The organism is Pseudomonas reidholzensis, assembly GCF_900536025.1.
In the GTDB taxonomy this organism is placed as follows: domain Bacteria; phylum Pseudomonadota; class Gammaproteobacteria; order Pseudomonadales; family Pseudomonadaceae; genus Aquipseudomonas; species Aquipseudomonas reidholzensis.
Map to the genome: position 1 here is coordinate 390,849 of NZ_UNOZ01000030.1, position 26,018 is coordinate 416,866.

Sequence of the window (26,018 nt, forward strand, 5' to 3'; positions counted from 1 at the left end):
ATCGGCTCCCATCACCTTCACCAGGCCAGCCTAAGGCCGCTGCGCACAGTTGTCCGGTTGCGCTAGCAAGCGGATATCGACCCGGCGATTGGCTGCTCGGCCCGCCTGATGCTCATTGCTGGCAAGCGGCTGGGTGCCGGCAAACCCCTGGACTGCAAAGCAGCTGTCGGGAATGTCACCCACGGTCTTTATCCAGTCACGAACTGCAGATGCCCGCGCCCTTGAGAGTTCAAGGTTCTGCCCCGGGTCGCCGCGTGCATCCGTGTGGCCCGCTATTAGGATCAGCCAACCGGGTCGCGCCTTGATGTCGACCAACGTCTTGAGCAACAACGGGGTCGAGCCCGGTACGAACTCGGCGCTCCCCACTTCAAACAGGTTCAGGCTGTCCAGCCGCAGCGGTTGCAACGCAGCGGGTTCCACACGCTGCTCGGTGATGTTGTGGCGCCAACCGAACCCACCGGCCAACACCAGCGTCAGCACACTGGCCACTATCGCCACACCGAGGCCACGGCGCTTGTTGCGGGGCTCGATGGCAAACCTGTAGCGGGTCGGCAGTGCCGGCACGCTCGCCAACGGCATCAGCACCTCGGGGGCAGGCAGGCTTGGCCAGTGCTGCATCGGCATACCGGGCGCACGCCCTGCCTGCATGCGCTGCAGCAGGTGGCTGGCCTGGTGCCGTAAGGCCTGCAAGGTCACCGTCGGCGCCTGGCCGGCGCGCGTCAGCTGATGTTCCAGCCGCTCCAGCTCAAGCTCCAGGCTGCTCAGCAATGGCACACTGGCGCGGCTGCAGTCGAATGTGCGCAACAACCCCTGCAACTGCGCGAACAACCAGCTGAGCAGTTCCAGGCGGTCGGATGACTGGGTGGGCCACAGGCATCGCCAATGCTCGGTCAGGGTGCTGAGCAATGCCACGCCTTCGGTCATGCCTGCAATACCCGTGCGGTAGCTGCGCGCCAGGATGAAGGCCGCGACGGTTTGCAGCTCGGCGCCATTACCCTCGAACAACCGCGTGCACAGGGCCTCGACCTTCGCCCAATCCACATCAGGGCACGCCACGTGCTGCAGCTTGGCCAGCTCATGCTGCAACGCCTTGAAGTCCTCGAACGCGCGCGGGTCGCTGCCCAGGCGCAGATGCATTTCAAATACTACTGTCATGTGCCCGTATTCCTTGCAGATTCACCACTGCGACAGGTATCCCTGCTGCTTCAAATGACGCACCACCACCCTGCCCCCAGGCGTCAGCGTTGTGCCGAGGGTCATGCGCTCGCCATCCTTGAGCCGGACGTCCAGGCTGTACTCGAGGTGCCCGGGGCGGGACTGGGGCAACAATTGCACCTCCAGCCCAGCCAGGCGCGGCTCATACTTGAGCAAGGTGCCCACCATGCGCGTCATCAGCGAATGCGCGGTGCCAGGCAGGCCCTGAAGCACCGTGCCCATGTCCGGCAGGCCGTAGTCCGCCAAGTGCGACAGGCTCCCTGCGCGGCTGTTGAGGATGCGCTGAAGGTTGTCCAGCACCGACAGGGTCTGTCGGTCGGCTTCGGCGACCCGATGCAGCTCCAGCTCGCCCTCAAAGTTCTGCAGCAGTATTTCGTACAGTGACGGGTTCGACGCTGACATCGGCATCTACTCCTCGGGCCGCGGGCGCAGGCTCAGGCGGTTATCACCCAGGGCTACGACGCGCGCGTTATCGGCATCCAGCTCATCGCGGGCGAGGATCAGGCGCCACGAATTCAGCTCGGTATCGGGCGTGCGCAACAGCGCCACGATCGCCACGAACTCGGCTTCGCGGTCCAGGGGCATGCTCAACTGAGCGGTCTCGCCTGGCTTGATGACCACTGTCCGCTCACTCAGCAGATCGTTGCGCAGCAGGCGATCGCCGTGACTGAGCAGGTTGTCGTAGCTCATCTGTTCAAGGGCTTTGCTCGTACGCAACTGATAGACGCGCAGCAACGTAGGTACCGCAAAGCCGCCCTTGTCCTCGGGGTCGGTATTGATCGCCGCACGCCCGCTGAAATCGAGGTGCAGCGTCTTCACCTGCTTGTAGAAAATCGCCCTGGTGCTAGCGGCGGTACCCTCGGTGACGGTCTGGGCAAGCCCGCAACCCACTGCCGAGGTTGCCAGCACCGCCAGCGTGAAGACGTTAAAAACGGTACGCCACATGCTGTACCTCCCGGTCGTAGGGGTTCAGGTGCAGGCCTTGATAACGGCCCAGGTTGAGGGTGATTCCGGTGTTGTTCGCCGCTGCCTGGCGCGCCTCGCTGTGCCCCAGCACCGCCGTCAGGCCGAGCAGCGTCTGCGCACCGCCCAGCAGCGCAATCGGCACGATGCGCAGGGGCAATGACAACTGCAGCGTTGCCGTGCAGCGCCACCCCAGGTACACCTGCAACAGCACCAGCAGGTCGACGTGTAGCTGACCGCCTGGCAACCAACCACTCGCCTCGCGCGGATCATCGGTGCACAGCGCCAAGTGCAATTGGCTGTTGGCGTCTTGGCCGACGGCGCCCAGCGGCGTGCCTTGGGCCAAGCTGACGGGGCAGCGGCTGGACAGGCTGGCCGGCTGATCGAGGACGACCTTGGTCGGCCGATGCCCGCTGACGCTGGCCTGCGTGTTGGGCGCCAACAGCCTGACCAGTGCAACGATGCCTTCAGCATTACGGGTCGGCAGGCGCATCACGCTGAGCAGTGCGAGAAACCGCGACATCGGCGTCGCGATGCGCTGCGCCGTGCCGGGGATGCCCAGCCCGATCAACCCCAGCAGGCACTGGGAGGTCGCGTCGCTGCCGCCGGCCTCGAAGGTCGCGGGGTACGAGTACTTGCGCCAGATCCGGTAGAACTGGGTGAAGATGCGGTGATTGAAGATGTCGAGAAACGCCTCGATCGCTTCATGCCCTTCGCGGCGCTGGGCGATGTCGTCCAGGTAGGCCGTGGGCAGTGGTGAATCGACTCCGTACAGGCCCAGCAAGCGGGTCCGCACCGTCGCCGCGCGGTCGGCGCACGCCGGGTCCATCTCGATGGCCTTCAGCTCACCGGCTGGAAAGCTCATGCCCGGGTCCGGGCGAAAGCGCACCGGGTCATCAGCCGGATCCGCGGTGCTGCCCAGCGCCGGTTGCCCGGGCAAGGCACGCTCGATCAGCTGGCACAACCGGTACAGGTTGGCCGTGGCCACCCGCCCTTGCAGCGCCTGCAGCAGGCCCGCGGCGTTCAGCCTGGAATGCGCTGACTGTGATTCTCGTTCCATCGCAGGCACCTCCCGGTCGGTTGCAGGATCAGCGTGAGCTGGGTACACAGGTGAATATCGGCATACAGGGCAAAGAAGCGGTTGAGCATCTCGCCGAACAGGCTGATGTCGCCTTCGCCGCAGAAGCCGTTGGCATCGAGGGTCACTTCGATCTCCACGCCGCGCAGCAAAAAGCCCTTTTCAAAGCGCTGGATCAGGTGGTGCCTGACGTCGCTGATCGCTTCCAGGCGCCGCCGATTGGTCTCGCTGGCGGTCCAGTCGTACAAGGCCAGGGTCCCGCGCAGGACCTCGGCGCTGGCCAGCATCGGCAGGAAGTTCGAGCCCAGGTGGCTGAGCACCCGCCAGTGGAAACGGTCGCGATTGGGCGGGTAGCATGGCATGCTCGGTGCGCACAGGTTGCGCACGCGCAGCGGCGTCTGGGTCGATTGCCCCACGCAGTCGAGCAAGGTGCTCTGCAGCGCCTTGCGCGCCAGTTGGCCGTTGGTGCCGGTGAGCTTCAGCGACAGGCTCTCGCGTGCGAGCAGGTCTTCGTTGTCGAAACGCTCGCCCCCCAGTATCAGCCAGGTGTCATGCAGGCCATTGGCGCCGCGCCGCAGCCGCGTGTGGAAGTACCGCTCAGGCGTCTCGTCACGCAGCATCCCGCCTTTGTGACGAAAGCTGGTGAAGGGCACGTAGTCTTGCCGGCCCGCGGTTTTCGAGGCGCTGACGCGGTCGACCGAATAGATCTCGGTGTGGCCGTCCTGCAGGCGCATCGGCCGTAGCAGGTAGTCGCTCTGCAAGGGATCGAGGATCAACGGGTCGGCTTCCAGCGCGAACAGGTTGATCACCGGCACGGCGTGCAGACGCAGGTGTTCGGCCGTGGGCGAGTAGGCATGCGGCCAGGGCTCCTTGAGCACCACCTCGAGCTCGAACCAGGGGGTGCCCGCCGCCAGCTCGAGCTGCTCAAGGCCCTGCAGGGTCACGAACATGAACTTCTCGCGAAAGGTGAAGTACTCCAGCAGCAACTGATAGCCACTGAACGCGCTGTCACCCTTGGGCCACAGGCGGTCTTCGTCGGCAAAGCCCTTGGCTGCGAAATGGCCGTCCAGCGGCTGCCGGTCGGGGTGGTCCGGCCGGCGGACGTACAACGCGTGGGTGTTCAGGGTGAGTGCCTGGTGCAAGGTACTGGCCAGCGCCGCATCGGCGTTCAAGTACAGCGACAGCCGGCTCAGGTCGATCTGGCTCCAGTCGGTCAGCGCGCCGCAGGTGAACCGCAAGCGCAGCAGCGATCGCCCGTCGGCCTGCTGGCCGAGGCGCACCGACTGCAATGCCAGTGGCTGCACGGTCACGGCCTGGGTGGTCGAGTAGCGACAGCGGGTCTGCTGGGCACCGATGGGCCGCGACAGCACTTGAAAGCCCTCGGCGATCACCTCGTTGCCCTTCATCGCGTCGATGTCCGGCAGCAGTTCGATGATCGCCAGTGATGGAATGGTCCGCAGATAATGCGGCCACAGCAGGCTGACCAGTCCCTCGGTCAACTCGGGCAGGTCATCGTCGAGCTTCTCGCGAAGGCGCCCCATCAAAAAGGCAAAGCCTTCGAACAGCCGCTCCACGTAGGGGTCGGTCGCACCCGGTTTATCCAGGTTCAGCTGCGCCGCCCTGTCCGGAAAGGCCTCGGCAAACTCTTTGCCAGCCTCACGCAGGTAGCGCATCTCTGCCTCGAAGTAGCGAAGCGTGGGGTTGTCCGTAGTCAAAGATTCGGTCCTTATCGATTGGCTCACGCACACAGCACTGCGGCGCGCACCGGGTCCATTGCAACAAGCGCAGCCAGCTGCACTTCCATTTGCCGCGCCAGGGCAGGCCTGTCGGCATCGGTACGCTGGGCCTTCAGGCGCAACAGCTTGAGCAGGCGCGCCTTGACCTCGAAGTGCAGGTCGGGCTCCCAGTCGGCCAGCGCATGGCGCTGCGCACCGAGGTCCAGCTCGGCATACAGGTGCAGGGCCAGGTCGGCCTTGCCGTATTGCTCTGCCACCCGCGCCATCACCAGGCGCAACAGCCAGCGTTGCCGGCCGTTTGCCAGTTGCGGGCGCGACGCCAACCAGGCCAGGGCCTGCTCGACGCCGTCACTGTCAGCCTGGGCCAGCGCCTCGCTTTCCAGCGACAACACATCGGCGTGCGCCGGCGTGGTCGCCGACACGGCTACCGGCAGCGATTGCTGCGCACGGTTGCCACTGACCTGCTGGGTGATCCACTCGCGGGTGGTCTCGTCGGCGAAGGCACTGCCGTCGCTCCAGCGCAACGCTTCGAGCCCAGGCAGGCGCTCGAGGCACATGCCCAGGTCGCGTTTGACGATGTCTGCCCAGCCAGGGTGGGGTGCTGCTGATTTGCTCAGTGCCTGGTACAGGTACCACTGCAGGTCCAGCCAGAAATGGTTGACCCCTTCCGCGTACATCCGCTCGACCTGGTCGAGCAGCTCGCTCCAGCCCTGCTGCAAATACAACCGCTTGAGCTGGGCGCGGTACTCGCCACGCGGCGGCGCCAGGCGGGTGATGCCCTGGGCGTCTTGCGGCGGGACCTGATGCACCGTGTCCCAGCGCAGGCTCTTCATCAACCGATGGGCCGCCAGCCACCCCTCGGGCTGGTCGCGCAGGTAACTCGCCAGCCCTCGGCCGCTGTCGAGCAGGTCGCGGCCGGACTTGATCGGCGCAGCGCTCGGGCCAGGTGAAGGCTTGCTGGTCTGCGGGACGATCGCATCGACGCCACCGGCTTGCGTCAAGCGCGTGGCCAAGGCGCCATGCAAGCCTGCCAGGCACGGTCGCTGGTCGTCCGGCCAGGCGCTCAGGCTGTGGTCCAGCCAGGCCAGCGCGGCGGCAGTGCGTTCGGCTTCGGCCTTGACCACTTGTGGGTAGAGCGAGAGGCTGTCCAGCACTTTGCTGCTGGCCAGCCATTCCAGGGCCATCTTGCGGCTGTTGGCGCGCGCCGGCAGAACGTCATCGCCGTAGCGCGCTATCAGCGCCGCCAACAGTCCCAGTCCCTCGGCCAGGCCCGCCTCGCCCTCCTTGTGCAGGCGCGCCCACAGGTAATAGGTGGCGACGCGCAGGTCCTTGCAGCGCTGCTGGAGCAGCCTCTGTGCCAGCTCGATCACGTGGTCGAGGTCGGCACCGGAGAGCTTGTTGACCTCTTCGCGCATGCGCTGGAAATCGTCCTCGTAGCCTGGGTCTTCACCGACCGGCGCGTGCGCCTGGATCGGTTGCAGCCAGGGCTCCCAGCACTGCCCTTGCTGGCGCGCCAAGGCCAGGGCATCACGGCCAGGCAGGCAGCTTTCGAGCAGGCTGTGCAGGCTCATTTGACGCTCCCGATGTGCGCAAGGGCCGGCGTGTTGCCGCCCTCGACCATGAAGATCTGCAGCGGCAGGTTGAAGTCGCGCAGCGTTAGCAAGGCCAAGGGGCCCATGCCCAATTCGGTGCGCAGGTTCCAGGTCAGGCCGATGCCGTCCGGCGCCTTGATCACCAGGCGAAAGTGGCTGTCGCCGTCGTTCAGCGCGGTTACCTGGGCCTGTTCGAGCAAGCGGATCAGGCCCCAGGTCCCTTCGTAGTCGGCAAACAGCCGCTCACCGGCATCGACGCTGGTCCAGGTCAGACGGGTGCCGGGATATTCGCCGAGCCCGGGCCAGCGAAAACGCTGCCAGCGCTCGCGCTGGTTGAAGTAGTGATGGATTTCGCCGTTGAGCATGAAAGTCGTCTGCACCACGTCACGCACCGGCTTGCCCCGCAGTTCGAAACTCAGGCCCATGCCGCCGTCGGTGTAGAGCACATCGGCCAGGTGGCCGAGCTGGTTGATCGCCGCCAGGAACTCGGGGTTGAAACGCAAGCCTTGGCCATTGCGCGGGTCAGCGACCCAGCGACTGCCCTCCTTGCGCAACAGCCCTGAGAGTTGCTCGCGCAGGAACTGCTCGATGCGCCCGGAATCGGCGCGGATCATCTTCCCAAGCATCGGCAGCGAGGCATCGCTGCTGGTCGCGGCAAACGGGTAGCGGCCGGCGAATGCGCCCTGCCAGGGGTCGACGATTGCCCGTTGCCATTCGCGGTTGAGGCCTACGGCCGAGGGCTGCAGGACGCGCTGCCAGGCGTGTTCCAGCGGTTGCACGAACAAGGTCTGGGCCGCCCGCCCCCACTCCGCGCCCAGGCTGGCGGCGATCAAGCTGCCGTAGGCACGGGTGTCGGTGAGGTCGACCTGCTTGCCCTGGAACACCGTCTGGGCCAAGGCCTGGGTCATGGCTTGCGGGTCGGCGGCGCTGGTCACTTGCTGCAATTTCAGGCGCACGCTGGTGACTCGGATGAGGAAGGCTTGCAGGCTCAGGTCGTCGTTAGCGGACTGGGCATCAGGGTGTTTGCCGAGCAGGGCCAAGAGAGGGCCGAACGTGCTGTCCAGCGGACCGGCCTGGCTTTGTGGGCGTTGATCGATCAGGGCTGTCTTGTCCTGGCCCATGAGGTTTTGCGCGGACTTGATCAGCGAGTCGGCCAGGGCCTGGCCACGGATACCGGCTTGCCCTTGGTAGGCCAGGGTGTTCATCAGCGCGATCAACGGGGAATGGCGGGCATCGCTCATCAGGGTCAGCTGGGCGATCACCTCGTCCAGGCTCTTGCGCTGTTGCCAGCGCAGGCTGTTGAGGAAATCCAACCAGGCGCGGCTGTAGTCCTGGAAGTAGCGAGCGGTAAGTCGGGCTTCCAACTCAGCGGGGCTCAACTCGGCGGCGATGTCGGCCGGGCTGTCGCTGAGTACCCAGTCGATCTCCTCGCGACGCGCCTTGGCGGCTTCAGCGATGGCCGGGCGCACCTGGCCTTCCCAGGCTTGACGGGTGAATACGCCCGGTACGCTGGCGGTGGTGGCGAACAGGGTTTTTGCGTCGGTTTCACCGACCATGTGTTGCAGGTCTAAGGCCGGGTAGTGATTGGCGGCGGTGTCGAGGATCTGCTGGTAGAGGCTGGTTTCGGCGTTGCGCTGGCCGAGTTGGGCGAGCAGGACCTGGCGGACCTGGGCGATCAATTTTGGGTCCGCTTCGATGGCCCAGTCGGGGTTGGCAGGCAGCTGCTGGCTGTAGAACTTCCACAGCGCGGGTTCTTCAGCGCCCAAGGTCTGGACCAGGAACGCCGCGTCGGCTTTTTCTGGGCGGGCCAGCATCAGGTAGGCTTTCAGTTGTGCATAGGCCTCTTGCGCCCGCTTGGCGCGCTCGGGGCTGCCGGGCGGTAGCGTGACCAAGGCCCGGAGTTGTGCTTGCAGGCTTGCCGCAGCCGGGTCGCGCAGCAGTTGGTTGCCGGCTTGCACATAATGCGGCCACAGGACGTCGCGCAGGGCCTCGCTGCGGTCCAGGCCAAAGCGCTGGTACCAAGGGGCGCCATGTTCGGCGCGGTAATCCTGGCGCGACAGTTCACGGGCCAGCTCGCCCAATGCGCCCAGCGGGTCGGTGGCGAATGCAGGTTGCTGAAGCGCAGCGAGGGCCTGCTCTACCCGGCCGATTTCGGCACGGTTGCTGGCAAAGGAAATAAGCATCCCCGCTCCCCATACAGCGGCCAGGGTCAGTATCACCACGTAACCGATGCGCCTTGGCCCACATCCAACGCGCCGAGGAGGGATAGCCCTATCATTCAATACGCCGTCCCAGGCCGGGCCAAACCCGTGATGGTTGTCTGAGGCCTCCTTTACCCGCGGTTGCGCAAGGCTGAACCACACGCCTCGCAACAGGACGCCACCATCAGGTTTGTCCAACACACCATGAAGCGCACGACGCCAGTGCGCAGCGCCATCGACCTCGAGGTCACGTGCAAGGCGAAGCAAAAAATCATGGGCCTTTTCAGACTGCATCTGCGCGATGCCCAGTTGGCGCAACGGCTGCAGTAACGCGCTCAGCTGCGCTTCCAGATTTTCTGCTGTCGCCCGAGGGGGCAGCCTGCAGCCTACCGCTTGTTCGGGGCGTGATGGTTGAGGCCATCCACTGCTGCGCACCTGCCATAGATGGACCGGCAATCGCCACCCAAGGTATCTGGCAAGCACACGCAACCGCTGAGTGCTGGTGGCAAACACTGCGGCATCGCTAGACGGATCCTGGTCGAGTACCCAAAGGGCGCCATGCACACCTCTCGCACGGCTAAGCATGCGCCATTGTTTCATCAGCACCTGATCCAGTGGGTTTTGTAAGCTTCCACCCCATAGCAAGACGGTGTCATGCCCCACCAGCCATTGCTTTTCGACCAGATCAGGAAGAAGGCGCTCCACTTGATCCACTTCACCCAGTACCAGGTACAGGCGCACTTTGCGACGCCAGAAAGCACCAAACTGCCTGCGCAGGTAACGCCTCAGCTGCTGGGGTGGGCCTAACGCTTCAACCTTGCGATCGACCCTGGTGGGTTCCATGCCTGGATAGTGCATCAGTTCAAGAATGCCACGCTGGACGCCCAGCCATACCAGGATCGCCACGACGACGAGCAGCGCCCAACAGACCAACCCTTTGAGCACGATGTCCAGGACAACGTCTCGATCACTGGGTAGGCCTGTCCAAAACCACCAGGCGACTCCTGCAACGATGACAATCACAGCGATCAACGCTGCCATCAACAGCGTCGTGCGCCATGAAGACATCCTCTGCGAATCAGTTATTCCAGTCATTGGGCTTAACCACTCCAAGGATCAACGTGTAATGAGGGTCGGTCGCCAGCCACGCGCAGGGCTCGTCGAACTGTTCGGCATACCAAGCTGCCAAGGTCAGCACTACCATGGCTTCCAGCTGGGCCAATGCGCCAAAGTGCGGGTCCTGGGTATGCCCAAGCACACTCCAGCCGAGTGCAGACACCCCAGCCGCGGGAGGCTGAGCGAACGACATGCACACCTTTGCCGGTGCTTGCATTTCGCTCTGCTGGAGGGCCCTTTCGGCAATGCTTTCGAGCGGTTCTGTACCGGCCATGAACCATTCGCCGCGTGACACGCTGACGCCTCCGTCAGTACCCAACAGCCACAGCACCGCAGCTTCCCCGGCCGGGTGGGGGCTCTCAGCGTCTATTGGCGATGAATGACAACCTGCGCAAAGCACCCGAGCACCCGCGGGTGCCTGGTGCAACTGGTCAATGATGCGGTCCAGGCTCTGGATGCCCTGCCACGGCTCTGGGGACTCTGGCAGGCAGACCTCTGGGCAGGTCTGCGCCATCTGTTGTGCAAAGGCATGCCAGGCTGCTGACGAGCCCTGCCAATAACACACTAAGAACTCCAGCCCGTCTGGGCCGCTTCGCTGTGCCTGCCAATGCAGCGCCAGCAACACCGCCAAATTCCGCTCACGTTCGAGCACGTCGTGCCCGAACACTGCAGCTACCCGAATAGCGGCGCCCCCATCGGGCTCTTGCACAGGTGTGGGCTTTTCATCCAGCGTGAGTAACCTGCGTATTTGATCAGGCTTGCTGCAGGCAGCGCTGATCAGCACGGAATCAACCAGCGCGACGTTTCGTCGGTGGTGCCTCCACCAGGCCTGGCGTTGTTGATCAGCGCCTTGTGCATAGCGTTGCGCGTTGTGCCGATTGCAGCGGTAATACAGGACCCGCAGCAAGAGCGCCCCCAGCCAGGCCAGTAGCGCGCCGGCAAAGCCTGCGATGGCAAGGGGTGGCTCGAGGTACGAGCGCAATGCCACCCCGGCAAGCACCGACAGCGCCACCAGCGCTGCGCCGGTAGCCAACCAGCGCCGGTAGGCTGGTCTTGATGCTACGGGATAGGCTGCAAACTCCACTGTCCTTTTCATGACGCCGCCGAGGTGTCAGGCATGGAGCTGACCAAGGTGCAGCCGCACGCGCATCGATGACCGTCCAGGGCAGCTCGGCATCCGTCAAACTCGACCAGGTCGCTGCCCTCGGCTATTTCGGTCAGGCCATGCAGGTTGCAGCGAACCGGATCACCCACACAGGCGATCGGTTGATCACTGCACAGATAATGGCCTGCAAGCACTTCGCCGCCGGCCTCGCGCAGCATGTCACCCTTTCGAACGAAGGCTTTCATAGTGATACCTCGTGCTGTGGGGCGCGGTTTACCTGGGGCATGACTGAGGCTCCGGCAGCTGCAGCGGGGTCTTGATCGGGTATTCAGGGCTGCCGTAGGCGTAGCAGGAGGTGCTGACCTGGATGTCGTCGCAGGGCAGGAAGTGCACGGTGATGCCGCAGACCTTTTGGCCGGTGTAGTCGGGAACGGAAGCGACTTTTGTATGCTGGCGCGTTTGCGCATTTATGAGCCGTTCCCACGCCAGGTACTTTGGCCAGTCCGCAAAGCCTGGAAATCCATCCGGGTAGGCCGCACCGGTTTCCCAGTGAACTTGCACGGTCATACCAGGCTTCCAGCGTTTCGGAGCGATGTAGCAGCACCCGCCCCCGCCCCCTTGATACGGTCCAATAATGTCGATGCCAGACCGCCCATCGACACTGAACCGGTTGATCGCCCAGTGCGTATGATTGACGGCTTCGATGGTGCTTCCCTGCACCGCCGAACCTGGCCAGGCGACTGAGAGTAAACCGAGCGAAGCCGCCAATCGGCATGAGCGTATGAACCTGCGCTTGATCAACTGGCCTTGCGGGTGACGATCGTCAATTTCAGTGTTCAAGGCGTCCCTTATCGTGCGCATGACTGAGGCTCCGGCAGTTGCAGCGGGGTCTTGATCGGGTATTCGGGGCTGCCGTAGGCGTAGCAGGAGGTGGTTATCTGGATGTCGTCACATGGGAGGAAGTGCACAGTGATCCCGCAGACTTTTTGGCCTGTGTAGTCGGGCACAGGGAAGGTTCCGGTGTGCTTACGCTTCTTTGACTCCATCTTGCTGAGCCAGGCATAGTACTTAGTGCGATCTGCAAAACCGGGGAAACCTTTCGAGCCAGCAGTTCCCGTCTCCCAATCAACCTTTACTGTCATACCCGGCTGCCAGTGCTCCGGGGCGACGTAGCAACAACCGCCTCCTCCTCCTTGATATGGGCCGATAATGTCGATCCCGGAACGTCCGTCCACACTGAATCGGTTGATCGCCCAGTGGGTATGGTTGATGGCTTCGATGGTGCTTCCCTGCACTGCCGAACCAGGCCAGGCGACTGAGAGTAAACCGAGCGAAGCCGCCAACAGGCATGAGCGCATGAACCTGCGACTGATCAACTGGATTCTCGGGTGACGATGGTCAATTTGAGAGATCAAGGCGTCGCTTATCGTGCGCATGACTGAGGCTCCGGCAGTTGCAGCGGGATCTTGATCGGGTACTCGGGGCTGCCGTAGGCGTAGCAGGAAGTGGTTACCTGAATGTCGTCACAGGGCAGAAAGTGCACGGTGATGCCGCAGACCTTTTGGCCGGTGTAATCGGGAACTGAGACTTCTCGACTAAGCACCTTCGTCTGCGCATCGATATCATCAAGCCACGCGTGATACTTGCTTCTATCGTGGAAACCGGGAAACCCTCCAGAGTCGCCAGCCCCCCTTTCCCACTCCAATCGCACACTCATGCCAGGCATCCAACGCTGCGGAGCGATATAGCAACACCCTCCTCCGCCCCCTTGGTACGGGCCGATAATGTCGATGCCAGACCGCCCATCGACACTGAACCGGTTGATTGCCCAGTGGGTATGGTTAATGGCTTCGATGGTGCTTCCCTGCACTGCCGAACCAGGCCAGGCGACTGAGAGTAAACCGAGCGAAGCCGCCAATCGGCATGAGCGCATGAACCTGCGCCTGATCAACTGGCCTTGCGGGTGAAAATCGTCAATTTCAGAGTTCAAGGACTCCCTTATCGTGCGCATGACTGAGGCTCCGGCAGTTGCAGCGGTGTCTTGATCGGGTACTCGGGGCTGCCGTAGGCGTAGCAGGACGTGGTTACCTGAATGTCGTCGCAGGGCAGGAAGTGTACGGTGATGCCGCAGACTTTTTGGCCGGTGTAATCGGGAACAGTGACGACCTTGCTGTGCTGAAGCTTCTGACTATTAACCCTTCGCTTCCAATCCAGATATTTATCCCAATCCGCAAAACCAGGAAAGTCGTCGGAAAATGCGATACCGGTTTCCCAATCCACTCGAACGGTCATCCCGGGCAGCCAGCGCTGCGGAGCGATATAGCAACACCCCCCACCGCCCCCTTGGTACGGTCCGATGATGTCGACGCCCGAACGTCCATCGACACTGAATCGGTTGATCGCCCAGTGCGTATGGTTGATGGCTTCGATGGTGCTTGCCTGGACGACCGGCAATGACCCGAACGCCACGAGAAAGCCGAGCGCAGCCGCCAGGTGGCATGTGTGCACGGCCCTTAGTCTGACCAGCACATCTGGCGAGTGATGAGGGCTAGACAGATCAGCTCTTGGCATTTTTCACCTCGGTGCCCTGGATGTGCTCTGCGCCCCACAGTTCAGCGATGTCTTTCTGGATCTGCGCCCGACGTTCGGTATCCGTCAACGGCAGATCCGGGGCTTCGCCATACGCCAGGGCACTGAGAGCGTCCGTGTTTGTCAGGCCGTCGGGGTCAAGCAGCACCAGATCTCGTCTGTTAGCCTCGCCGAAGAAGACCATGCGCTCACTGAAATAGCTGCCCCAGGGTTCGCGCCCAGCGGCCAAGGTTTTATTGCTGTAGGTCGTGTTGAGGAAGGCATGCAGGAACCAGGCGCGAGAGTCGTGCACCTGATCGTCGAACAGTGCCCGCAGCAGACCCTCGGGCTGCTCGCGGTTGCGGCTCTCGTCCACCGGACCCCGCTGGGTTTCGCTGGAGTGGTTCCTGCGGCCGAGTGGTGGGGGGAACAACTGACTGACCTTGGCTTGCCCGCCTGCCTTCATGCGCTCGCGCTCGGCAATCGTCTCGGCGCTGTTCCAGAAGACAATCAATGCGAGCGTGTTTTTCAAGCTGTTACGACGGAAGAACGCCAGGTAAGGGTCGCTGTTGAGGTCGCGATAGATCCTGCCGAACTCTTCGGCGGCTTCGCGCAGCTGGGTTCTCGACTTGTCCGGATCGAAGTCCTTGATGCCAGGCTCCAGCGGCATTTTCGGAGCACCGCGGCGTTCGAGGTCGCGCTGGTAGTCACGGCGCTTCACCACGGCCGCCTGGTTTTTGTTTCGTTCGGCTTCGGCGCTAAAGCGGGCCTCGTCGGTTGCATGCTCGTCGGTGGCCAGGCGGTAGAACTCGGTATCTTTGAGGCTGCCGAATGCGTAGCGATCGATACGCCAGGCGGTCAGCCAATCCATCTGGGCACGCAGAGCATCTTCCAACGTGGAAGATGCGGACAGTGGTTGATAGTTTGCAACCTGCTCGGATGGCAGTGGTTGAGGGAGAGGCTTCAGTCCGAGGGTCACCTGACGCCAAGCATTGAAACGAATCACAAGCGCAGGGGAGGCTTCGAAAGCTTGAGACACTTCATCTTGCATCGCTCGCCAGAGTTCGTGATTCAGGCCGATCGGCAAGGCGTGCTTTGGAACCTTAAGTGGAGCGCCGTTAGCGAAAGCATCCGCGTATAAATCGTGCAAAGCGATCTGAGATAGCAGCAAACCATCCCCGTAGTCTTTCCCCTCGTTACAAGCCTTCCCTTGATCCCCCGGCGGATAGCCTCCCCCCTGATCGCTATGCACCCCCGGATAGATCACCTCCTCGCTATTGCGCGGATACGTACCATCCTCCCGCCTGATCGACTCTGCCGGAAAACTCAAACGCTGCTCATGACTGGCGACGATATGCAGGCAGCGCTTGAGCAGTGCGCCCTTGGGCAACGTCTGGCTGCCATCTCCCCAGCCCATGTGCCCATTCGCCCCAGGGGCAATGTCGGCAAGCCCCACCGAGACCACCGTGTCCAGCAGCCCCAAGTACTCCACACTGACCGGTAGCTTCAGGTCATTGATTTTGAGCGTCGGTGTCGGCTCGTTCGGCGACAACAACAGGTTCAACCAGCTGACAAAGGCCCGCGCCGCCGCCGCGCCTCGCGAGAACCCATACACATACAACTTCAGGCCCAGCAGCTTCGGCTGACCGGGCGATGGCGCATCCAGCGCAATCCGCAAGGGTCGTTCGAGCGCCTTGAGCTGCTTGCGGAACTCCCTGCTGCGGTTGGCCCGGCCCATGATCCATTCGGTGCCCCGCCAGGTGCCCATGGCCTCCACGGCAGCCTGCAGCGCCGCGTTGTCCAACCGCGGCGTGCCCAAGGCACGGCGCAGGGCGTCGATGATCATCAGCAGGGCCCAGTTGATCCGCTCTTCCCCGCGCCGAGCGAAGGCCAGGCCGTCGCCGCTGTAGTCGAGGTCGCCCACCTCCGGAAACGGTGTACCGACTCCCGGCATGTAGTACTTGAAGTACTGGCCGTTGCCGGTACCGGGCGCATCGGTCAAGCGCCGGGCCTTGCTGCCGCCATAGGCAGTACCGCCGGCATGGCCATCGCCGATGCTCGCGCGAAATAACCGGGCGATATTGGTCGGATGGGGCACGGCTGACGCGTACAGGTCATTGTTCAGGTTGTTGCCGGTGCCATCGAAAAACAGGCTGACATGCAAGGTCTTGCAGCACGGTGGCATGACCCGGAAACCGGCCGCCAGGCACAACGCGTCATGGTAGCCACGCTCCAGGTTGCACTGGCGCGCAAGGCTCTGATGAACCTGCTGTACGCGCTGGGGCAGGCGCCCCTGTATAGGAAACTGCGGTGGATAGCAGACCGAGGCCTTGCTTATTTTGGACATGACTGAGGCTCCGGCAAATGCAGAGGGGTTTTGATTGGGTACTCGGGGCTGCCATAGGCGTAGCAGGAGGTGGTGACCTGGATGTCGTCGCAGGGCAGGAAATGCACGGTAATCCCACAGACTTTTTGTCCGGAATACTCGGGAACGAGTACAACTTTGCTGTGCTGTTTTTTCTGGGCCTTGATCGCTTTTTCCCAAATCAAGAACTTGGGCCAATCTGCGAATCCAGGGAAGTCGTCAGAGCTTCCAATTCCGGTTTCCCAATCGACTATCACACGCATACCGGGTTGCCACTGCTCCGGGGCAATGTAGCAACACCCTCCCCCGCCCCCTTGATACGGGCCGATAATGTCGATTCCAGACCGTCCATCGACACTGAACCGGTTGATCGCCCAATGCGTATGATTCACACCTTCAATCGTGCTGGCCTGGGCAACCTGGCCGACCAATATCCCGACCAGGCTAGCCATCAAGGTCGCGACCCTCCCGTTTCTCAATGACATGTTCATTGAGTTGCCTCCCTGTACTTGCCGAGCAGACGAATTACGCATCGGGCAGTCGACTCTGGAGGTAGGCAGTGCGCTGGGCATCAAGAAACAACCCGGCCTTGCTAGCGTCGAGCATGGCGCTGTAGCACGCCTGAAATCGCCGTTCTGCACCCCAATCAGATGGGAACGCTTCTGCCAATTGCTCTATCGCCAAGGTGGCATCACTGGCACAGCACAGGGTGTCCAACTGATCGTCACTGAGTTCTACTGGGCAAAATGGCCCCAACTGACCAGGCAGTTCAGCCGTGCCTGCCAAATGCTGGGCGATGCCATCGCGATCAAGCCAGCTCCAGAACACCGTCGGACCCAGCCAGTTCTGCTGTTGCTCATGACTCAGCACATGACTGAACAACAGCGGGAACAGGCGCGGATCGTAGTAACGCAGCAACCCGAGACAGCCACCGTTGCCAGCCTCCACACAACCGCTCAAGTGCTCGGCCAACGACACCAGGCGCATCCCCTCCTGCCTCGCCAGCAACGAAATGCTTTGCTCGGCATTGGCTGACAGCCGCTGGCCAGCAGCCAGATTGATTTCTTCGCCACTCTGCAGGTAACAAGCGCTGCCACTTCGCAGCAGCAGGCTGGCGGATGTAACTGCGCCGATCCCTTGCGGCGCGTTCAGCAGCATCGCTGGGCCGTGCAGATCCTTGGCCGCGATGTGGTAACGCTGCAGGCCTTCGAGAGAAGGCTTGCGGCTGTTGTGTGCCAAGGCATACTGCTGCCAGTCCGCCATTTGTGCAGCCGCCGCCTGGAGTTGCGTGCAGGCCGGCTCCATGGCCAGCACGGCGCCTTGAGCCTTGGGCTGTTGATCGGCGCTGATCAAGATGCCCTTACCTGCCCGGACAACGCCCCAACCGTCCGTACGTAGCTCGACGCCTTCGCCCCGCTGCTTCCTCTCCTCATCGACCAAATGGCCAAGATTCAGCTGGCTCTTGCCCCCATGCTCGGTACTGAGCTTGATGTGCTCCTGCCCACGGGTATCGTCCATGCGCAGCTTGTTATTGGCCGGGGTACGCAAGACGTTGCGCTTGTAGTTGCGCAAGGTGACGTGATCGGGGTGCTGGCTGTCGTGCAAGGCGTGCGCGATGTACGGCCGATCCGGATCGCCATGCTCGAACGCCACCGCCACCTCGGTGCCGCAGATCAGCGGCAAATGCAGGCCGTGCGTGTCGCCGGCATACGGCCGGGCCAACCGCAGCCAGACACTCTCTTCACCGGCCTTCCAGGTATCGCGGTCGAACAGGAAGCTGACCCGGTAGCGGCCTTCCAGGTCGATGTGCCCGTATGGATCGTTCGCTCGGTTACTGGTCACCCGCGCCGGCACGGTGCCGGCCATTTGTGGCTTGGCCCCCAGCGGCGGACGAAAACACACCGTCTCCGAGTAGGGAATGGCCTCGAAGCGGGTCACAAGGCTGCGATCACGTGCCGCTTCAAGCGTCAGGACGGTGATTACCGCTCCAGGAGCGAAGGCCTGCGGCGGGCCATCGGAGATCTTCAGCACCTGGCCTGGCGATATGGCTGCGCTACTGCTGACCCCGCCGAGGCGAGTCTGGTCGTTGAGGAACCGTTCGTGGTGCAAGCGCGCATAGAAGTACCCACTCTCGCTGAGCAGGTCCTCGTCCTGGTCCAGGGCGTCCCCAAGCGCGGTGTAGGGCTCGGCGTAGTGATAGCCCTCGCCATAGGTGGTGGTCGCCCCCCTGCTCTGGTCGACTTCACCGTCCAGGTAGGCGCGGGCATCGCGGTGGTGATAGGCCCGCACATTGATGTGCTGGTCCACCACCTGGTGGCTGGTCTGCAGGTCCCAGACGGCATCCTGGCCACTGCTGCTCAGGCCCGATTGCTCGCGGTAGGCCAGGCGGACATTGAATTCGTAGTGGCGCTGGTCGTCGTGAAACTCGACCACGGCGATGTGCAAGCGCTCGTCCGTGGTGAAGCGGTACCAGATGCCAACTTCTGCCAGCAACCGGGTGATGAACGCCAGGTCACTCTCGCCGTACTGCATGACCTGCTCGCGCCGGGGGTATTCACGCACCAGCTGGAAGAGCAAGTGCTGCCCTTCGAACTGATGACGGCTGCGCAACACGCTCTCGACGATCTCCGGCACCGATTGGTGCTGGTAGATGCGGTACTGCCTGCCCCGGCCGAGCAAGGCCAGGTGCGCTTCGATGACAATCTCGTAGCGCGCTTCGTCGCGCGAGCCGGACAGGCGCTTCAAGCCGGTGATCACGCCGTGCAGTGCGCGCAGCGGCTTCACCGGCGGCAGGCTGAAGCCCAGCATGGGCAGCTTCTGCGGGGGCGCGTGGAGGGTGAAACTGGCGTCCCGGCCGAGCATCTGTTCGACCGCGATGTCTTGGGCGATGGAGGTGAACTCGACGGTGTACTTGAAGGGTTGGCTCAGCCCCTCCTGGCCATTGAAGGTCAACACATCGAGCGACGCAGCGAGACCGCGTACCTTGAGCTGGTGCTGGCTGTGATCAAAGAAACAACCGAGGCCTGTCGACATGATCAAGCCTCCCCCTGTAAAGCCTGCGAGGCGCCCTGTCGTTCGCTGAAGTCCAACGTGACGCCGTGTTCTTCGCTGTATCCAAGCGTCACGCACTGCGCCGGCTGCCCGCTGGCCTGGCGCTGCAGCAGTTGCTGGCTGAGCACGGGCAGGATCTGCTGATTGAGCAGGCTGTCGATGTTGCGTGCACCGCAGTCGGGGAGCAGGCAGGCAGCGGCGATGGCCTCCTGGAGGCCTTCAGCGATGTGGCACTCGAGGCTGTAATGGCGCTGCAGGCGGGTGACCACCTGGGCGAGCTTGATCGCGACGATGCGGCTCAAGGCTTCTGCGCCCAGGGGCCGATAGATCAGGGTCTGGAAGCGCGCCAGCAAGGCCGGCTGGAAGTGCTCGCGCAGCACGGGGCGCAGCAGCGCTTGCAACACGCTGTCCGGCTCCTGCGCCGGGCGGTCCTGCAGCAGCTCGCCACCGAGGTTGGAGGTCATCAGGATGACCGTGTTGCGAAAATCGATCTCGCGCCCTTCGCCATCGCGCATGAAGCCGCGGTCGAAGACCTGGTAGAACAGGTTGAGCACATCGCGGTGGGCTTTTTCTACCTCGTCCAGCAGCACCACGCTGTAGGGGCGCTGGCGGACGGCTTCGGTCAGCACGCCACCGCGACCATAGCCGACATAGCCCGGCGGCGAGCCTTTGAGCTGGCTGACGGTGTGCGCTTCCTGGTATTCGGAGAGGTTCAGGGTGATCAGTGATTTTTCGCCACCGAACAGGCTGTCGGCCAACGCCAGGGCCGTTTCGGTCTTGCCGACGCCACTGCTGCCTACCAGCAGAAACACCCCGAGCGGCGCCTTGTCGTCGGTCAAACCGACCCTGGCGGCCCGAAGGCGCTGGGCCAACGCTTCAAGCGCGGGCGCCTGGCCGATCACCCGTTGTGCCAATTGACGCTCGAGGTCGAGCAGGCACAGGTGTTCGTCCTTGAGCAGGCTGCCGAGCGGCACGCCAGTCCAGTCGGCAATCACTTCAGCGACGCTGCGCGCGGTCACGTCAAGTGAGAGCAGCGGCTGATCAGCCTGGACGCTGCGCAGTTGCGCCTGTAGCTGCATGCAGCGTGCTGCCTCGCTGGGCAGCGCCTGACGTGCATCGAGCAGTTGGCGGGTCAGTTGCAGCTCGTGCCGATAGTGCGCCTCGAGTACGCGCCTCTGGCTATCCAACGCCGTCAGCTGCGCAATGATCGCCGCCATGCGCGCGTCGCTGCTGACGCCCGCAAGGCGGGCATCGTCGAGCAAGGCCTGACGCTCGACCGCCAACGCGGCTTGCTGCGACTTGAGCAGGACCAGGGCCTGCGGCTCACAGTCCAGGCCCATGCGCACTCTGGCGCTTGCCGTGTCGAGCAGGTCGACGGCTTTGTCTGGCAGTTGTCGGCCCGTCAGGTAACGCCGAGACAGGCTGACCGCCGCCTGCACCGCGGCGTCTTCAATGTGCACACCATGATGACTGGCGTAGCGGCCCTTGAGCCCGCGCAGCATGACGCAGGCGTTGACATCGTCCGGCTCGTCGACCTTGACGATCTGGAAGCGCCGTTCCAAGGCGGCGTCACGCTCGAAATACTGTTTGTACTCGCTCCAGGTGGTGGCGGCGATGGTTCTCAGCTCACCACGGGCCAGCGCTGGCTTGAGCAGGTTGGCTGCATCGCCGCCGCCGGGATTGTTGCCAGCGCCGATCAGCGTATGCGCTTCATCGATGAACAGCAGCACCGGTGTTGCCGATTGCTGTACGGCATCGATGACGCTCTTGAGCCGTTGTTCGAATTCCCCTTTGACCCCGGCCCCGGCCTGCAACAGCCCAAGGTCGAGGGTACGTACCGTCACCGGCTTGAGGTTGTCCGGGACGGCGCCTTGGGCGATGCGCAGGGCCAGGCCTTCGACCAGGGCGGTCTTGCCGACCCCGGGATCGCCGACCAGAATCGGGTTGTTCTTGCGCCGTCGACCGAGAATGTCGATCACCTGGCGGATTTCGTCGTCACGGCCAAACACCGGGTCGATCTGCCCAGCCGCGGCTTTGCCGGTAATGTCCTGGGTAAACCGCTCCAGGCTTTCGTGTAAGCCATCGTCAGGAGCGCAGGCAGGCTCGCCATTGACGCTTTCAGCCTCTGCCGGCAAGCCCACGGCGAGGTGAGGCTGGACTGCCGCGCGTTCGTCCGAGCGCAGCTCAAGCAGCCCTTTGATCTGCTGCAGTTGGGTCGCGCTGACGCTCAACAATGGCCACGCCGCCGTGCAGGTGAGCAGGCTTGGGTTGTCCAGCAATGCACCCAGCAGGTCAAGGGAGCGCAGGTACTCGCTGTTGTCATCCAGTGACGCGTGCAGCCATGCCTCGGTGATCAGTTGCTGCAAGCCGCCGCTTAGCTGTGGCTTGCTCCTGACACTGCGCGGCAGGCTGTCGAGGTGCTCGAGCAGGCCTTGCCAGAGGGCCTCCATGTCCCACCCATGGCGCTCGCCGATAATGCTCAGGTCGCCCTGCCCCTGCTCGAGCAGTTTCAGCAGCCAGTGCTCGAGGGTGATCTGGGCATGGCCGCGGCGGTGGCACAATGACGCCGCCGCAGTCAGGGCCTGGGCGCAGTGCGGATTGAGGCGACGCAGCAAGCGGGTGGGATCGTGTGCCATGGAGGGCGTCCTTGTTGTCGATGGGGCAAGGTGTCGTCGAGATCGCGAGCGTTGCAGGCAAGCACCCCGGCAGACGGCAAGCCGACTGCCGGGCGCTGCATCAAGCGCTAGGGCGTTCGTTCCAGGCGTCGGAATGGATGATGTTGCCGTCCTTGAAGGTCCAGGTGATCTTCTCGTAGCGCAGCTCCACCTCCTCCAGGTGGTTGTGGCGTTCTTTGGACGGGTCTTTGATGTCGTGCATCTTCGGCGCGACTTTGACCACCTTGACGTTCTCCAGGGTGGTGTTGAAGTACTCGACTTCCTGGCCTGCATCATCGATGCGGTACCACTTGAACTCGGCGGTCTTGAGCGTCTGCCCGGTGGTCACCGCCTTGTACAGGTAGGGGCTGGAGGCATCGATTTCCTTGCTGAACAGGAACGGTGTGTGGATCCGCGTGCCGGTCAGCTTGCCGGTATTGTTGTCGGTGGGGATGTACAGGCTGTGATCCTGGGCTACCACCTCGATGGTGCCCTCACGGCCTAGCACGTCGACCGAACCCTTGAGCTCTGCGCCGCCGTCATCTTGTAGCCACAGGTAAACCGGAATAGCCATGTGAAGCTCCTTGTCAAAAGTTGAACGCCGCAAAATGCGACAGGGGTTGCGCGTCTGCTGCCGAGGTCGAGGACACACAGGCCCCCGGTTCCGGCACCAGACGAATCTCGACGCGACGATTGGCCGTGCGGCCGTGTTCGGTGTCATTGCTGGCAAGGGGTTGGTTGGCACCCAGCCCCTGCACCGCGAAGCAGCTGTCGGGGATATCACCCATGCGCCGCAGCCATTCATGCACCGCAGTCGCGCGCGCCTTGGACAGGCGCAGGTTGTGCTCGGCCGTGCCGGTCGCGTCGGTGTGGCCGGCAATGACGATCAGCCAGCCCGGCTGGGCCTTGATGCCGACCAGTGCCTCGATCAGCACCTTGGTCGCCTCGGGTTTGAGCTGGGCGCTGCCGCTGCTGAACAGCGACAGGCTGTCCAGCCGTACGGGCAGCGCAGCGCCGGGGGGCACGTGCGCCATGGCCGGCTGGCGATGTCCGGCGAGGGTCGCCAACACCGGTGCACGCAGCTTTTCGCCTTGATACAAGCCAAAGCCAAGCGACCAGGGTTCTCCTTGGCGGTAGTAGTGATCGAGCCGCGCGGCAGCTTCGCCAAGCACGGCCAGCGCCGCACTGCGCCGCGCACGATCGTCCTGATCCGTGCTCACCGGGATCGACCAATAGCGCCGCAGGTCATCGCTGACCTGACGGGCGAGCAAGGTGTTCTGCCAGGCGGAACTCAGCAGGGCCACCGTACCCGCGACTGCCAACAGCCACCCGCCAAGCACCTGGACCCGGTATTGCCGGGGGCGCGGCGAGCCTGCGTACAGCAGGTGCAACAGGGGATCAGGCAATGGCAATTGCTCAGTGCGCACCGTCGCCTTGGTCTCAGGTGTGATCAGTGCACAGCGTGAACGCAACCACCGCTGCCACAGGTTATTGGGCACCTGCTCCGCAACAGCGGATGTGAGTGCGACGGCAAAGGCCGTTGGCGGCCTGCCCGGCAAGTCGCGGTTCTGCGTGACCAGGTGGGGGATGACCGAGTCGGCGAACCACTGCGCAACGCCGTTCACCCGCACGCCTAGCTGTAGCCGGGCCGCCTGGATCTGGGTACTGGCGGCCTCCCGTTGCCAGGTGCCGAGGCTGGAGCACATGCCGGCCTCACGCACCAGCGCCCGCGCTTGCCCCGCCTCCCAGCTGAACCAGGTGCCTGCCTGTTGGCTGGCCTCCAGGTAGCTGACCAGCAGCAGCGGCAGGTCGACCCCACCGTTGCGCACACGTGCCAGCTGATCGCTGAGCCGGCCCAGCCGGTCTGCCAAGGCAGCCTCATCGGTATGCAGGCCCGGTGCTACGACGAACAGGATGCCAAGCTGCCCGTGCCATTGCGGCCTTAGCGCAAGGACGTCCGCGACCATTTCGCTCAGCGATTGGTCGGCGGGCACGCGTAAGTAGCACCCCTGCTCGCTCAACCGCAGCGCGGGCGATTCAGCGGCTGAGATCTCGAACAGGTCGTCCATGCCATCACCGCAGACCAGCAGCACAGGCTCGCGATAGCGCGCTGAGGGCAGCGAGCCCGCCTGCGCCAGGCGCGTTTGCGATGGGCTGATGGGGTGTCGCCTGGCCCGCCGCCAGTTCACTGCGACAGCTGCCAGCACCGTTGCAATAGCGATCGCCCGCCAGCCGGTGGCCAGCGGGAGGACCGACAGCAGCGCCACCGCAACCACACCGGCCCATAACCACAGGCCCTGAATCTGCGTGTGTGTCATAGCCCCCTCACCCTGGAGTGCCGACAAGCGTGGCGAGGGTCCGGCCGAGGCCCTCATCCAGCCCCCACCAGGTGCCGACAAGCAGCAGCGCCGCAGCTACCCCATGCAGCAACGGTCGCTGCAGGCGACTCAGCACGCGGTGACGCAGGCCAGTCACGGGTTGCGTGATCACCGACTGAGTGAGGTCAAGCGGGCCGACTTGTGCGGTCAGCGTGGCCAGCAACTGCTGCCGCTCAGGGTCATTGATGTCGCGATAGCGCCCCAGGAAGCCCATCATCAGCACGCGCTGAAACACGGTCAGCACCTGCGGATTCGCAGCGGGCTCGCGCAACAGAGTGCGCATGTCCTCGTAGAGGGATTCACCGGCCTGATGGTGATTGAAAAACCTGGCCTGCAAGGTCTGCTCCGTCCACTTGGTGTGAACCTCATCCTGAGCGCAACCGAGGATGGTTTCGTCGAGCAACGCGCATTGCGCCTGGCTGATGCCGTCAATGCTGCGTTGATCCATGCCCGCCGCGTCCAATGCCTCACGCACCTGCTGGATCTGCGCCGCGCACCGCTGCCACAGCTCCGGGCCGATCTGCACCGCTTCGCAGGCACGCAGCTCAACCACCAGGAGGTAGGTGTCCATGAGCAGTGCATCGATATCCACGCTGCTGGCGGGCGCTTTCTGTGCTGGACGGCTCATGCGCGCAGTACCGCAAACAGCTCGAGCTGGAGCTCTGGGAAGGTGCTGGGCACATAGAATGCGCAGACGCCTTCGGCCAGCATCTCCCGGGCTTTTTCATGGGTCAGGTCAAGGCTGAAGTACTGGTTTTCGAGCCGCAACGGAATCGCCGCGGGCACATGGCTGAGCGCCTTCAGCGGCACGCCGTCGAGTGCAGCGTTGACCAACTGATCGACCTCGTCCGGCGTACCCACCTTGCACAGATCGGGAAACTGGCGCTGCACCTGAACGGCCGGCAGCCGGCACCGCACGGACAGGTAGAAATCAGCACCGTCGGGCTCGCGCAAACGCGCATCGGCCAAGGTGACTTGCCAACGGTTGGCGCCGCGCTGCAACAATTTCAATGCGACGACCCGGGACGGCAGGCTCGCCTCCAGCAGGGTCGAAATGGTGCCCATCAGTGGCGCAAGCACTGCCTCCAGGTTGGCATGCTGATAAGCGGGGATGCCGACCACATCCTGCTCCAGCGAGAACGTCATCAGGCTGCCGGCCAGCTTGATCAAGGTCTGATACACCTGCTCGGGGTGTCGACCGGGATGCGCCTTGAGGTCTGCCAGCACCGGCTGGTAGGTGTTCAAGGCATTCAGCAGCCAGAACAGCGTGACGTCCGCCACGGCAAAGTCTGCCATACGCTGGTTGCTTTCACGGCGCATGCCCATCAACCGCTCGCGCTTGGCGGACAGTTGGGTGAACAGGTTGTCGAGCTGCCCCAGCAAACCCGCATGCGCATCGAACCGCAGCAGCGGCGGGACGTAGGCACCATCCAGGCACCAGTTGCCCCTGCCGTCACGCACCAGGCGTGTCACCGGGCAGGTCAGGTATTCAGCATTGTCGTCATCGGCCAGGCGCAGGCTCAACGCATGCTCGAGCACACTGATCGACTGCACTTCATCGGCGTAGACGTCCTGAACGTCGCGCCAAACCTGGCGGTAGCGCGTGGGCCGATCGGCCCGGCCGCCTTCGAACAGGCAGTTGTTGCCGTTGGCCTGCTGCAACGGCAACGCCAGCACCACCGTCGCGCTCTGGCGGTCCTCGGACAGCAGGCGCGACAACTCCAGCGCGGCGGGCAGCGGATCTATCCGGTCGCTGTCGATCAGCACGCCATCGGGCATGCACACGCGCAACCGAGTGGGCTTGAGCTTGCCCAGGGCCAAGGCATCCCGGTCGAATGCCAGCGCCTGTACGCCCCAGGGGTGCACCAGGGCCAGGCCTGCAACCGTGTGGTTGGCCCAGGACTCCAGGCACACTTGCTGCTGAAATTGCTGCGGGGACAGCAAAACCCCCGAAGCCCACAAGGGACGGTCAATGTTCACGGTAGTGGCTCCTGCT

22 protein-coding genes are annotated in these 26,018 nt (G+C 63.5%); 1 reads left to right on the top strand and 21 read right to left on the bottom strand.

Annotated features, from left to right (window positions below):
- Positions 1–30: 30 nt before the first annotated feature.
- Genes CCOS865_RS21380 through CCOS865_RS21410 form a run of 7 tightly spaced genes read right to left on the bottom strand, consistent with a single transcriptional unit; the run spans position 31 to position 8,767 of the window.
- Complete coding sequence (locus CCOS865_RS21380; RefSeq protein WP_119144547.1) at positions 31–1,155, bottom strand: type VI secretion system ImpA family N-terminal domain-containing protein; 1,125 nt, start codon at positions 1,153–1,155, stop codon at positions 31–33.
- A gap of 21 nt (positions 1,156–1,176) precedes the next feature.
- A complete protein-coding gene (gene tssE, locus CCOS865_RS21385) occupies positions 1,177–1,617 on the bottom strand; it encodes a type VI secretion system baseplate subunit TssE (RefSeq protein ID WP_119144858.1) in 441 nt (146 codons plus the stop codon).
- Between the two features lie 6 nt (positions 1,618–1,623).
- Positions 1,624–2,160, bottom strand: coding sequence for a type VI secretion system lipoprotein TssJ (tssJ, locus tag CCOS865_RS21390; RefSeq protein WP_119144549.1), 537 nt, complete (start codon positions 2,158–2,160; stop codon positions 1,624–1,626).
- A complete protein-coding gene (gene tssG, locus CCOS865_RS21395) occupies positions 2,141–3,238 on the bottom strand; it encodes a type VI secretion system baseplate subunit TssG (RefSeq protein WP_119144551.1) in 1,098 nt (365 codons plus the stop codon). The genes tssJ and tssG overlap by 20 nt, the downstream gene beginning before the upstream one ends.
- Positions 3,202–4,971 (bottom strand): type VI secretion system baseplate subunit TssF, encoded by a 1,770-nt coding sequence (gene tssF, locus CCOS865_RS21400; RefSeq protein WP_119144553.1) that lies wholly within the window; start codon positions 4,969–4,971, stop codon positions 3,202–3,204. Before tssF ends, tssG begins: the two co-directional genes overlap by 37 nt.
- A 23-nt stretch (positions 4,972–4,994) precedes the next feature.
- Positions 4,995–6,563 (bottom strand): type VI secretion system protein TssA, encoded by a 1,569-nt coding sequence (tssA, locus tag CCOS865_RS21405; protein WP_119144555.1) that lies wholly within the window; start codon positions 6,561–6,563, stop codon positions 4,995–4,997.
- Positions 6,560–8,767: an ImcF-related family protein gene (locus CCOS865_RS21410; RefSeq protein WP_415842651.1), complete on the bottom strand. Its 2,208-nt coding sequence runs from the start codon at positions 8,765–8,767 to the stop codon at positions 6,560–6,562. Before CCOS865_RS21410 ends, tssA begins: the two co-directional genes overlap by 4 nt.
- Positions 8,768–8,989: 222 nt before the next feature.
- On the opposite strand from CCOS865_RS21410, the gene CCOS865_RS28805 reads away from it, so the two are divergent.
- Complete coding sequence (locus CCOS865_RS28805; protein ID WP_415842650.1) at positions 8,990–9,115, top strand: hypothetical protein; 126 nt, start codon at positions 8,990–8,992, stop codon at positions 9,113–9,115.
- A gap of 748 nt (positions 9,116–9,863) precedes the next feature.
- Here CCOS865_RS28805 and CCOS865_RS21415 read toward each other — a convergent pair.
- The 14 genes from CCOS865_RS21415 to tssK form a co-directional block, all read right to left on the bottom strand.
- Complete coding sequence (locus CCOS865_RS21415; RefSeq protein WP_244216157.1) at positions 9,864–10,985, bottom strand: hypothetical protein; 1,122 nt, start codon at positions 10,983–10,985, stop codon at positions 9,864–9,866.
- Between the two features lie 8 nt (positions 10,986–10,993).
- Positions 10,994–11,251, bottom strand: coding sequence for a PAAR domain-containing protein (locus CCOS865_RS21420; RefSeq protein WP_119144561.1), 258 nt, complete (start codon positions 11,249–11,251; stop codon positions 10,994–10,996).
- A 28-nt stretch (positions 11,252–11,279) separates the two neighbouring features.
- Entirely contained in the window at positions 11,280–11,774 is a 495-nt protein-coding gene (gene tli1a, locus CCOS865_RS21425; protein ID WP_279630142.1) for a Tli1a family immunity protein, read from the bottom strand.
- Between the two features lie 80 nt (positions 11,775–11,854).
- Positions 11,855–12,364, bottom strand: a complete 510-nt coding sequence (tli1a, locus tag CCOS865_RS21430) for a Tli1a family immunity protein (protein ID WP_119144860.1) — start codon at positions 12,362–12,364, stop codon at positions 11,855–11,857.
- A 65-nt stretch (positions 12,365–12,429) separates the two neighbouring features.
- Entirely contained in the window at positions 12,430–12,939 is a 510-nt protein-coding gene (tli1a, locus tag CCOS865_RS21435) for a Tli1a family immunity protein (protein WP_119144862.1), read from the bottom strand.
- Positions 12,940–13,004: 65 nt separating this feature from the next.
- The gene (gene tli1a, locus CCOS865_RS21440) at positions 13,005–13,499 is read right to left on the bottom strand and encodes a Tli1a family immunity protein (protein WP_244216167.1); all 495 of its coding nucleotides are present in this window, start codon (positions 13,497–13,499) and stop codon (positions 13,005–13,007) included.
- A 64-nt stretch (positions 13,500–13,563) separates the two neighbouring features.
- Positions 13,564–15,921 carry a T6SS phospholipase effector Tle1-like catalytic domain-containing protein gene (locus CCOS865_RS21445; RefSeq protein WP_119144567.1) on the bottom strand — a complete coding sequence of 786 codons (2,358 nt, stop codon included), beginning with the start codon at positions 15,919–15,921 and terminating at the stop codon, positions 13,564–13,566.
- The gene (gene tli1a, locus CCOS865_RS21450; RefSeq protein ID WP_167469091.1) at positions 15,909–16,430 is read right to left on the bottom strand and encodes a Tli1a family immunity protein; all 522 of its coding nucleotides are present in this window, start codon (positions 16,428–16,430) and stop codon (positions 15,909–15,911) included. The genes CCOS865_RS21445 and tli1a (CCOS865_RS21450) overlap by 13 nt, the downstream gene beginning before the upstream one ends.
- A 34-nt stretch (positions 16,431–16,464) precedes the next feature.
- A complete protein-coding gene (gene vgrG, locus CCOS865_RS21455) occupies positions 16,465–18,972 on the bottom strand; it encodes a type VI secretion system tip protein VgrG (protein WP_119144569.1) in 2,508 nt (835 codons plus the stop codon).
- A 2-nt stretch (positions 18,973–18,974) separates the two neighbouring features.
- Entirely contained in the window at positions 18,975–21,626 is a 2,652-nt protein-coding gene (gene tssH / locus CCOS865_RS21460; RefSeq protein ID WP_119144571.1) for a type VI secretion system ATPase TssH, read from the bottom strand.
- A 100-nt stretch (positions 21,627–21,726) separates the two neighbouring features.
- On the bottom strand, positions 21,727–22,218 hold the full coding sequence (locus CCOS865_RS21465; protein WP_119144573.1) for an Hcp family type VI secretion system effector: 492 nt from the start codon (positions 22,216–22,218) through the stop codon (positions 21,727–21,729).
- Between the two features lie 13 nt (positions 22,219–22,231).
- Positions 22,232–23,962 (bottom strand): OmpA family protein, encoded by a 1,731-nt coding sequence (locus tag CCOS865_RS21470; RefSeq protein WP_119144575.1) that lies wholly within the window; start codon positions 23,960–23,962, stop codon positions 22,232–22,234.
- A gap of 7 nt (positions 23,963–23,969) precedes the next feature.
- Entirely contained in the window at positions 23,970–24,650 is a 681-nt protein-coding gene (gene tssL, locus CCOS865_RS21475) for a type VI secretion system protein TssL, short form (RefSeq protein ID WP_119144577.1), read from the bottom strand.
- The gene (gene tssK / locus CCOS865_RS21480; protein ID WP_119144579.1) at positions 24,647–26,002 is read right to left on the bottom strand and encodes a type VI secretion system baseplate subunit TssK; all 1,356 of its coding nucleotides are present in this window, start codon (positions 26,000–26,002) and stop codon (positions 24,647–24,649) included. The genes tssL and tssK overlap by 4 nt, the downstream gene beginning before the upstream one ends.
- Positions 26,003–26,018 lie beyond the last annotated feature (16 nt).